The following is a 10,256-nucleotide window of genomic DNA, read 5'->3' as shown; positions in this document are numbered from 1 at the left end:
CATCCAAATGAGCACTGAGCACAGCACTGAGCATCATGTCGCGATCATCGGTGTCGCGGGGCGGTTTCCGGGCGCGGGCGACGCCGAGCAGTACTGGGCCAACCTGCGTGACGGCGTGGAGTCCATCGCCTTCCCCACGGACGACGAGCTGTGGGCGGCCGGGGTGCCGCGGGACCTGCTGAACCAGAGGGGCTACGTCAAGGCCGTCGCCTCGGCGCCCGACGTGGAGAACTTCGACGCGGCCTTCTTCGGGTACACCCCGAGGGAGGCCGCCCACAGCGACCCGCAGATCCGGATGTTCCTTGAGGTCGCGCACTCCGCCCTGGAGAACGCCGGATTCAACCCCTACGCGATCGACGGCGACGTCGGCGTCTACGCCACCTCGGGCACCAACCGGTACATCGACCTCCACCTGCGGTACATGGGCGACGTGTCGGCCACGAGCAGCTTCATGCTCAGCTCACTGAACAACATCGACTACGTGGCGAGCACGGTCGCCTACAAGTTCGCCCTGCGGGGCCCGGCGATCACGCTGTCGACCGCCTGCTCCAGTTCGCTGGTCGCCGTCCATCTGGCGGCCCAGGCGCTGCGCAACGGCGAGTGCGACGTCGCCCTGGCCGGCGGGGTGGACGTGGAGTTCCCCGTGGCGCACGGATACCTGTGGGAGGAGGGAGGGCCGGTCTCCAGGGACGGGCACGTGCGCCCCTTCGACGTCAAGGCCAACGGCACGCTGTTCGGCACGGGCTGCGGCGCGGTGGTGCTCAAGCGGCTGGATGACGCGCTCGCGGACGGGGACTCGATCCTGGCCGTGATCCGCGGCAGCGCGGTGAACAACGACGGCTCCGACAAGGCCGGGTTCAGCGCCCCCTCGCTGAACGGCCAGGCGGCGGCGGTGGCCCAGGCGCTGGGCATGGCCGGCGTCTCTCCCGCCGACGTCTCCTACGTCGAGGCGCACGCGACGGGCACGCCGCTCGGCGATCCGATCGAGGTGGCGGCGCTCGACCGGGCGTTCCGCACGGTGGCGGGCAGCCTGGCGGGCAGCACAGGGGGAAGCACAGGGGGAAGCACGGATCCGGCTCCGGGATCGTGCGCGCTCAGCTCGGTCAAGGGCAACGTCGGCCACCTCGGCCACGCGGCCGGCATCGCCTCGCTGATCAAGGCGGCGTACGCGCTGAGGCACGAGCAGATCCCGGCGACGGCCAACTTCACCGAGCCCAACCCCAAGCTGCGGATCCAGGAGACCCCGTTCTACGTGGCCGACCGTCTGGTGCCCTGGCCCAGGAGGCCGGACCGGCCCCGCTTCGCCGGGGTCAGCTCCTTCGGGGTGGGCGGAACGAACTGCCACGTCGTGCTGGCCGAGGGGCCGTCGCCCGCCCCGGCGCGATGCGACGAGCGGCCCAGGATCGTCGTGTGGTCCGCCAAGGCGGAGGAGGCCGAGCTGGCCTACCGCGACAAGCTCGCGGCCCACCTGCGGGGGAAGGACGAGGAGATCTTCCCGGCGGTCGTGTCCACCCTCCAGGAGGGGCGCCGCGCCTACCCGATCCGGCGGGCGATCGTCGCGGGCTCGGCCGCCGAGGCCGTCGGCGCTCTGACCGGTTCCGGGCCCGCTTCGGGGGTCGCTTCGGGGGTCGTGGAAGGGGCGGCCGGGCGCCGTGACGTCGTGTTCGCGTTCCCCGGGCAGGGCGCGCAGCAGGTCGCCATGGCCGCCGGCCTGTACGGCTCGGACGACGCGTTCACCCGCGCCTTCGACGACGTCCTGCGGCTCTTCGCCGGGCACGGCCTGGAGCTCGCGGGTCCGTGGCGCGAGGCGGACGCGGCTCGGCTGGCGGAGGCCACCCTGGCCCAGCCGCTGCTGTTCGCCGTCGAGTACGCGCTGGCGCGGTCGCTGATGGCCAAGGGCGTCCACCCCTCGGCGCTCGTCGGGCACAGCGTCGGCGAACTCGCCGCCGCTGCCGTCGCCGAGGTCTTCACCCTTGAGGACGCGGTGGGCCTCGTGACGGCGCGGGCACGGGCCATGGCTCTCGCGCCGCCCGGAGCCATGATCGCCGTGGCCGCGCCCGCCGGGGAGGTGAGCGCCGCCGTGCCCGCGGGACTGACCGTCGCGGTGGTCAACGGCCCCCGCCAGACGGTGCTCGCCGGGACGCCGGAAGACGTCGACGCCGCGGTCTCCGTGCTGGCCGAGCGGAAGATCGCGTGCACCCGGCTGGCCACCTCCGGCGCCTTCCACACCCCGCTCATGGCGGGCGCGGCGGCGGTCTTCGCGGAGGCCTTCGACGACGTACGGCTGTCGCCTCCCCGCCTCCCGCTTTACTCCGCCGCCGCCGGCCGCCGTGTCTCGGACGAGGAGGCGACCGACCCGTCGTTCTGGGCCGACCAGGTCGCCGCCCCGGTGCGGTTCGACCGGGCGCTGGACGCGCTGTTCGGCGACGGGCGGCGGCTCCTCGTCGAGAGCGGGCCCGGCCAGACCCTCACCACTCTGGCCCGCCGCCACCCCGCCGTGAGGGACGGCGCGAGCGCCGCCGTGCCGCTCCTGCCACGCGAGGCGGGCGATCCAGCCGCGGACGCGCGCCAGACGCTCACGGCCGTGGCGCGGGTCTGGACCGAAGGCCATGACGTGCTGTGGGCCGAGGTGCGGCAGGGCGAGCCGCTGCGCCGGGTGCCGCTGCCCGGGCGAATCTACCAGCGCCGCCGCCACTGGGTGGACGCCTCCTATCAGCGGCCCGGCGAGGCGGAAACGGCTTCGGTGGTCGTCCCGAGCCTTGCCCCGGCCGACAGCCTGACGGACGCCGCCGATCCGGCGCCCGCGCGGGCCGGGGAGACGGAGGAGGCCGAGGAGACCCCGTTCTCCACGCTGTCCTGGGTGGAGTCGCACGACCGGGAGCCGTTCGTCCCGGTCGAGGGCACCTGCCTGGCGCTGCTACCCGGGGACCCGGGCCAGAGTCTCCGGCAGGTGCTCGCGATGCAGCAGGCCGGCCTGCGGCCGGTGATCGTCCGGCCCGGGACCGCCTACGCCGAGGTGGCCGGGGAGTTCCGGGTGCGCCCGGACAGCCGCGACGATCTGGCCCGGGTCCTGTCGGCCCTGGCCGCGAGGGGAACCGCCCCCCGGCTGCTCGTCCACGCGGTGGCCGTCGCGGAGGGCGAGCCGGTGACGGCCGCGACCGTGGACGCCCGGCTGAACGAGGTGTTCATGAGCCTTCTCGCGCTGGTGCAGGCGGGCACGCGCGGTCAGGGCCGCCCGCCGGGGCTGCTCGTGCTCGTCGCCGGCTCCCTGGACGTCACCGGCGCCGAACCGATCGACCCGGTCCACGCCGCTCTGCATGGCTTCGTGCGGTCGCTGGTCAAGGAGGCGCCCCAGCTCGGATGCCGCCTCGTCGACGTCGGCCCCGGCACGGACGAGCACGAGCTGGCCGCCGAGATCGCCCTGTGGGAACGGCACGACGTCGTCGCGCTGCGCGGCCCGCGCCGGTGGGTGCGGGCAGAGGTGCCGTTCACGGCGGGCGTCGCCGTCCCCTCTCCGATCCGCAGGAGCGGCGTCTACCTGATCACCGGCGGGCTGGGCGGCCTCGGCCTGGCCGTCGCCCGGGCGCTCGCCGGCACCGGCCTCCGGCCCCGCCTGGTGCTGCTCGGCCGTACAGGCGTCCCCGAGGGCGACGGCGACCGGGCCGCGCGGCTGCGCGCCCAGGTGAGCGAGCTGGAGTCGCTGGGCGCCGAGGTGCGAACGATCTCCTGCGACGTCACCGACCGGCGGGCGCTGCGCCGCGCCATCGACTCCGTCACGGCGCGATACGGCCCGGTCAACGGCGTGTTGCACCTGGCCGGGATCGCCGGCGACGGCCTCGCGCAGCTCCGTGAACAGCAGGACGCGAGGGCCGTCCTGGCTCCGAAGGCGCATGGCACGCTGCACCTGACGGAGGCGTTCGCGGACCGGCCGGCGCTCGATTTCTTCGTCTGCTTCTCCAGCCGCGCCGCGACCGACGGCCTGGTGGGCAGCGCCGACTACGCGGCGGCCAACGCGTTCCAGGACGCCTGCGCCCAGGTGCTGCGCCGCTCGGGCGTGGCCGCACTGTCGATCAACTGGCCGTCGTGGGCACGGGTCGGAATGGCCGCCGAGCACGGCGTGCGGACCTGGTCGGCGGAGCTGTCCGCCGAGGACTGCCCCCTGCTCGACGAGCACCGCGTCGACGGAGTGCCGGTGCTGCCCGGAACGGGCCACATCGACATGGTGCTGCGGGCGCATCGCTCGATCAGCGGGAACGAGGGCCCCGTCCGGCTCAAGGACATCCTCTTCCACCAGGTCATGGCGGCGAGGGAGGCCCGCCGGGTGGAGATCCGGCTGTATCCCGACGGCCGCTTCGAGTCATGGTCACGCCCCGCGGCCGACCCGTCGGCGGAGCCGGTGAAGCACGCGAGCGGCACGGTGGCCGCCGGCCGCCCGGCGGCCGGGCAGGTCGATCTGGACGCCCTGCGCCGCCGCCTGTCGCACTACCTCGACGAGGACGAGGATGACATCCCACGCCTGTTCACACTGGGACCGCGCTGGCACAACAACCCCCACACCTGGACGCTGCCGGGCGGCGACACCAGCGAGATGCTGCTCCATCTCGAACTGGAGGGCGGGCTCGCCGCGGAGGTCGCCGGCCACGTCGCGCATCCCACGCTGCTCGACTCCGCCACCGGATCGGTGCGCCGTCCGGAGGACGGCCTCTACCTGCCGTTCCTCTACAACGAGCTGGTCGTCCACGACACGCTCCCCGCGCACCTGTTCGCCCACATCCGGCGCCTGCCCGGCACGGGCGGCGTCATCAGCGCCGACGTGGACCTGATCGCGCCCGACGGCCGCCTCCTCGGGAAGGCCACCGGCTACACCATGCGGAAGGTGGACGGCCGGGGCTTCCTGCGGGAACCGGACACGACGTCCGGCCCCGCGCCGGTTTCCGCGTCCGGCGAGGACGGCATCGAGCCTCACGAGGGGGCGAGACTCCTCATGACCCTGCTGCGCGCCCGCCACCCCGGCCAGGTCGTCGTCGAGCCCGGTGCCCGGCCGGTGCGGCGCGCCGCGGTGGGTCCCAGCGGAGAAAGGGCTCCACGGGAAGCGGCCACCCGCGTTCCGGCGGAGCCCGCGCCGTCCGCGATGGCGGGCTCGCCCGCGACGCAGGCCCCGCGGGCGATGCTGGCCCCCGTCTCCGCGGCCCCTGCGGCCCCCGTCTCCGCGGCGCCTGTCTCCTCGGGCGGCGGAGCGGAGCCGGGCTCGATCGAGGCGCGGCTCATTTCGGTCTGGGCGGAGGCGCTGGGCGAGCCGGAGATCGCGCTCGACGCGGACTTCTTCGAGCTGGGCGGGAACTCGCTGAGCGCGGTCGAGCTGATGACGAGGATACGGTCGGTGTTCGCCGTCGACCTGTCGATCGCGGCGCTGTTCGACTACCCCACGATCAACAGCCTCGCCGGAGTCCTGCGGGAGCAGGGGGCCCGATGATGGGGGGCGCGGTGAACGGCCGCCTGGTCGAGCTGCCGGACGACTGGGCCCTCTGGCGGGTGGCCGCCGTCCGCGGCGCCGGGCTTCCGGCCGGCTGGCTGGAACGGCTGGCCGGGCCCGGCCACGAGGGTCCCGCCGGGCTGCTCGGCGAGCCCCTGTTCGCCGCGGCGCTCACGTGGCAGAACCCGGGCGCGGTGGCCGCCTGGATGGCCCCTCTGATCGCCTCGGGCGGCACGGGGCCGGAGGTGAAGAAGGTCACGACCCTCCGGGCCGGCCTGCTCGCGCGCTACGCCCAGCGATACTGCGCCAAGAACGACAGCATCGGCTTCTTCGGGCCGGTGGGGTGGGCCACGCTGACCGGCGACGACCAGGTGGAGCCGGGCGTGCGGGGCGGAGGCGGCATCCGGCACGGCGAGGTCTTCTTCGAGCACTGGGCGGTGGAGCTGCTCGCCCGCGCCTTCGAGTCCGACGAGCGGGTGCGGCCCCACCTGCCCGTCCGCCGCCATCCCGCGGTGTCGGTCGAGGGCCGCCTGGCCCGCAGGCCGTTCCGGCCGCCCGTCGATCTCGACGACGCCGCGCTCGCCGTCCTCGGCCAGGTGGCGGCGGGCCGTACGGCGGGGCTCATCGAGCCGGAGGCGGCGCTGCTGGCGCTGCGGGACGCGGGGGTCGTGCGGATCGGCTTCACGGTGCCCGTGGGGGAGCGGCCGGAGCACGCGCTGCGCGACCAGGTCGCCCGGATCCCCGAGCCCGCGCTGCGGGAAGAGCTGCTCGGCTGCCTGGACGAGCTGGACGAGGCCCGGCGGGCGGCCGCCAAGGCCATGACCGACCCCGTGCCGCTCGCCGAGGCTCTCCGCGGGCTGGAGGAGGCGTTCACCCGGCGGACCCGGCGTGCCCCGCGCCGGGGGAAGCCGGACGCCGACGCGGGGCGGACACTGGTGTATCCGGACTGCCGCCGCGACCTGGACGTCACGATCGGCGCCCCGCTCATCGACCGGCTCGCCCCGCCGCTCACGCTGCTGCTGCGCTCCGCCCGCTGGCTCACCGCGCAGGCGGCCGAGGCGGTCCAGGAGGCACTGGCCGGCGTGTACGGCCGGCTGCGCGCCCGCAGCGACGAGGTCACTCTGGCCGACCTTCATTTCGCCGCCGCGGAGCCGCTGTCAGGTGGTCCGGGCAGCCCGGTGCATGAGGTGGCGCACGACTTCCGGCTGCGCTGGGCCGAGATCGTCGAACTGGCGGCCGGGACCGGGAAGGCGCCGGGGGCGGAGCCCGAGGAGGTGCGGCTGGACGCGGCGGACATCGCGGACCGGGTGGCGATGATGTTCCCCGATCCCGGCACGGCGCCGCCCTGGGCCGCCGCCCGGCACCACAGCCCGGACCTGCTGCTCGCCCGCACGGCGTCCGGGCTGACCTGGGTGCTCGGTGAGCTGCACGTGGCGATGAACACGCTGGAGAGCCGGTTCTTCCACACGCTGAGCGACGACCGGGGCGAGCTGGCCGCGGCGACCGCGGCCGACATGGCGGGTGGCCGGGTCGTGCCGTGCTACCCCAACGGACCCACGGTGGACTCGCGGCGTTACCCGCCGCTGGCCGTCCACGTGCCGGGCCGCTACCTCTACTGGTCGTTCGGCGACGACACCGGGGCTCCCGCCGGGGCTCCGTCCCTGCCCGCCACCGGCCTGGTCGTGACGGAGGACGGCGGCGCTCTGCTGGCCGGGCCGCGTGACGGGTCCTGGCGGCTGCCGGTGCTGGAGTTCTTCGGCGAGTTCCTCAGCGCCCTCGTGGTCAACACGTTCCGGATCCGCACCGACGATCCGTACGAGCCCCGGCTGGTCGTCGACGACCTCGTGGTGCGGCGGCGCGGCTGGCGGTTCACCGCCGGAGAGTTCCCCACGGGGCTGCTGACGCGGGGCGGCTACCGCTGGGAGGTGCTGGCCGACCGGCTCGCCGGGGCGGGGCTGCCACGCCACCTCTTCGCCACCAGTCCGCTCGAACCCAAACCGTTCTACGTCGACCTGCGCTCGCCGTCTCTGGTCACGAACCTGGCGAGGAGCTGGCGGCGGCTCCCGGAGGGCGGCCGCGTCGAGTTGCGCGAGATGCTGCCCGGCCCCGGTGAGCTCTGGCTGGCCGACGCGGACGGGCGGCGACACACGACGGAGATCCGCATGGTCGCGGTGGACACGAGGCCGTCCGCCCGCATCGTTCCCCCCAACGGACAGGAGGCCCCGGTGTGATCGAGATCAGTGACCTCGGCCGGGTCTACACGCCGAGACGCACGCTCTTCAGGCGCGCCAGTGGCGGATCGGAGGTCGTGGCCCTCGACGACTTCTCGCTGCGGGTCGAGGTGGGCCGGACGCACGGCCTGCTCGGCCCGAACGGCGCCGGGAAGACCACGCTCGTCAAGATCCTGTGCACCGTGCTGCTGCCCACGTCGGGCCGCGCCGCCGTCGCCGGGTTCGACGTCGTCCGCGACGCCGCGCGGGTGCGCCGCGAGATAGGCATCGTCTTCGGCGGCGACCGGGGTCTGTACGGCAGGCTCACCCCCCGGCAGAACCTCCGCTTCTGGGGCGCCGTCGCGGGGCTGGACACAGCCGGGGCCCGCAGACGCGCCGACGCCCTGCTGGAGCGGGTCGGACTGGCAGAGAGGGCCGGCGAGCGGGTGGAGACCTTCTCCCGTGGCATGAAGCAGCGTCTGCACCTGGCACGGGGGCTCATCGGCGACCCCTCGGTGATCGTGCTGGACGAGCCGACCGTCGGCATGGACCCCGTCGCCGCGCGCGAGGTGCGGGCTCTGGTGGGGGAGTTGCGGGCGGAGCGCAAGACCATCCTGCTGACCACGCATGACATGGTCGAAGCCGAGCAGCTGTGCGACCAGGTCACGCTGATCGACCACGGGCGGGCGCTGTTCACCGAGGATCCCCAGCGGATCGGCCGGTTGGTGGCCGGCCACGACCGGGTGGAGTTCGGCGCGCCGGACGCGGCCCTCGCGGGCCTGGTGAGCGCCGAGCTCGCCGACCTGCCCGGCGTGATCGCGGTCGAGCCGGGCGAGGCCGTGGACGGCGGGACGACCTGGCGGGTGCACGCGACGAACGAGGGGCTACGCCTGGTCCTGGGACGGCTGGTGCAGCACGGGATCACCGACATCTCCACCCAGAAGCCGACCCTGGAGCAGGTCTACCTGCACTTCATCGGCGACCGGGGGCTGAAGGTATGACGGCCGTCCTCGCCGCCACCCGGATGCACCTGGCCATGGTCGCCAGCCGGCCGATCGACGCCATCGCCCTGATGACGACGCCGCTCCTGTCGGTGGTCTTCGCCTCCGTCGGGCGGGCGGCGGGCCGGGAGGACTTCCTGGTCACCGCCATCACGGGCGCCGGGCTGATCGGGCTGTGGGTGCTCACCGTCAACCAGACCGGCGACCTCATCTCCACGGACCGATGGCAGGGGACTCTGGAGCTGCTGCTCGCCGTGCCCGCCTCGTTGTCGTCGATCGTCCTCGGGCGGCTGTCGGCGGTCGTGGCCATCGGCACGCTCGCGTTCGCGGAGTCCTACCTGGTCGCGACCGTGGTCTTCGGCGCCTCGATCGAGATCCACCACCCGGTGATCTTCGCGGTCACCCTGCTGGTCACCCTGGTCGCGATCGCGGGAACGGCCTGCCTGCTCGCCCCGCTGTTCGTGCTCAGCCGGAACACCGTGCTGTTCGAGGTGGTGCTGACCTATCCCTTCTACATCCTCGGGGCGGTGCTGTTCCCGGTCGAGCTGCTGCCGGAGTGGCTGCGGCCGGTGAGCGACGTCGTGTTCCTGAGCTGGAGCTCGCAGCTGCTGCGGGACGCCGCCGGCGCGGCCCCCGTGGCGGCGCTGCCGTACAGGCTGGGGGCTCTTCTCGTGCTCGGGCTCGCGGCCTACGTGACGGGGCACCTGCTGACGAACCTGGTCGTCCGGCGGATCAGGCGGGACGGGACGGTGGGACACGCATGACGGCGATCGCCGCGCGGGCCCGGATCGCCGGGTACGCCGTAGCGCTCGGCTTCGCGGAGCTGCGCGCGCTGTTCACACCCGGCGAGTGGCTGACGGGCTGGCTGCTGCGGGTGCTGTGCCAGGTCATCTTCTTCGGCCTCGTCGGGCGCTCCGTCGGGGGCGGCGACACGGCGCGGTACATGGTCATCGGCAACGCGGTCCTGCTCGTCGGGTTCGAGGCGATGTTCGTCGTCCTCTCCACGGTCATGGAGCGCGCCCAGGGCACCCTTGTCCTGCTGGTGGCCTCCCCGACAGGACCGGCCAACGTCTATATGGCGCGCGGCCTGCAATGGGTGTGCACCGGCACGTTCACCTCGACGGTGGCCCTGGTGGCCGTGCCGCTGGTGGTGGGCGTCCCCCTCGACCTGTCCCGCGTGCCGCTCGTGCTGCCGCTGCTCGTGCTGACCGCCCTGTCCTGCTACGCCTACGGCTGCGTCCTCGCGACGGTCGCCCTGCGCGCCCCTTCGGTGATGTGGGTGCTGCTCAACCTGGGCTACCTGGTCCTGGCGATGCTGTGCGGGGTGAACGTGCCGACGTCGTTCTGGCCGGGGTGGCTGGAGCACGCCGTGGGCTTCCTGCCGCTGACGCACGGGCTGTCGGCGATCCGGGACGTGCTGGACGGCGCCTCCCTGGCCGCCGTGCTCCCGGCGGCCGCCCTGGAGCTCGCGGTGGCGGCCGGCTGGTTCGCCCTCGCGTTGCTGCTGACCCGTGACGTCATGGCGCGCTCCCGGGCGGACGGCACGCTGGACCTGTTCGGATAGTGATCAGC

5 protein-coding genes are annotated in these 10,256 nt (G+C 74.1%); all 5 read left to right on the top strand.

All coding sequences use genetic code 11. The features are described from left to right. Positions 1 to 7: 7 nt before the first annotated feature. Genes ABH927_RS22920 through ABH927_RS22900 form a run of 5 tightly spaced genes read left to right on the top strand, consistent with a single transcriptional unit; the run spans position 8 to position 10,248 of the window. A complete protein-coding gene (locus tag ABH927_RS22920) occupies positions 8 to 5,473 on the top strand; it encodes an SDR family NAD(P)-dependent oxidoreductase (RefSeq protein WP_370024321.1) in 5,466 nt (1,821 codons plus the stop codon). Then, the gene (locus tag ABH927_RS22915; protein WP_370024320.1) at positions 5,470 to 7,704 is read left to right on the top strand and encodes a lantibiotic dehydratase; all 2,235 of its coding nucleotides are present in this window, start codon (positions 5,470 to 5,472) and stop codon (positions 7,702 to 7,704) included. The genes ABH927_RS22920 and ABH927_RS22915 overlap by 4 nt, the downstream gene beginning before the upstream one ends. Then, positions 7,701 to 8,684, top strand: a complete 984-nt coding sequence (locus ABH927_RS22910) for an ABC transporter ATP-binding protein (protein ID WP_370024318.1) — start codon at positions 7,701 to 7,703, stop codon at positions 8,682 to 8,684. The genes ABH927_RS22915 and ABH927_RS22910 overlap by 4 nt, the downstream gene beginning before the upstream one ends. Beyond that, entirely contained in the window at positions 8,681 to 9,448 is a 768-nt protein-coding gene (locus ABH927_RS22905; protein ID WP_370024317.1) for an ABC transporter permease, read from the top strand. Before ABH927_RS22910 ends, ABH927_RS22905 begins: the two co-directional genes overlap by 4 nt. Then, the gene (locus ABH927_RS22900) at positions 9,445 to 10,248 is read left to right on the top strand and encodes an ABC transporter permease (RefSeq protein WP_370024316.1); all 804 of its coding nucleotides are present in this window, start codon (positions 9,445 to 9,447) and stop codon (positions 10,246 to 10,248) included. Before ABH927_RS22905 ends, ABH927_RS22900 begins: the two co-directional genes overlap by 4 nt. Positions 10,249 to 10,256 lie beyond the last annotated feature (8 nt).

This window comes from Planotetraspora sp. GP83 (genome assembly GCF_041262585.1).
Classification (GTDB): domain Bacteria; phylum Actinomycetota; class Actinomycetes; order Streptosporangiales; family Streptosporangiaceae; genus JAOEGB01.
This window is presented reverse-complemented; position numbering and strand designations above follow the sequence as displayed.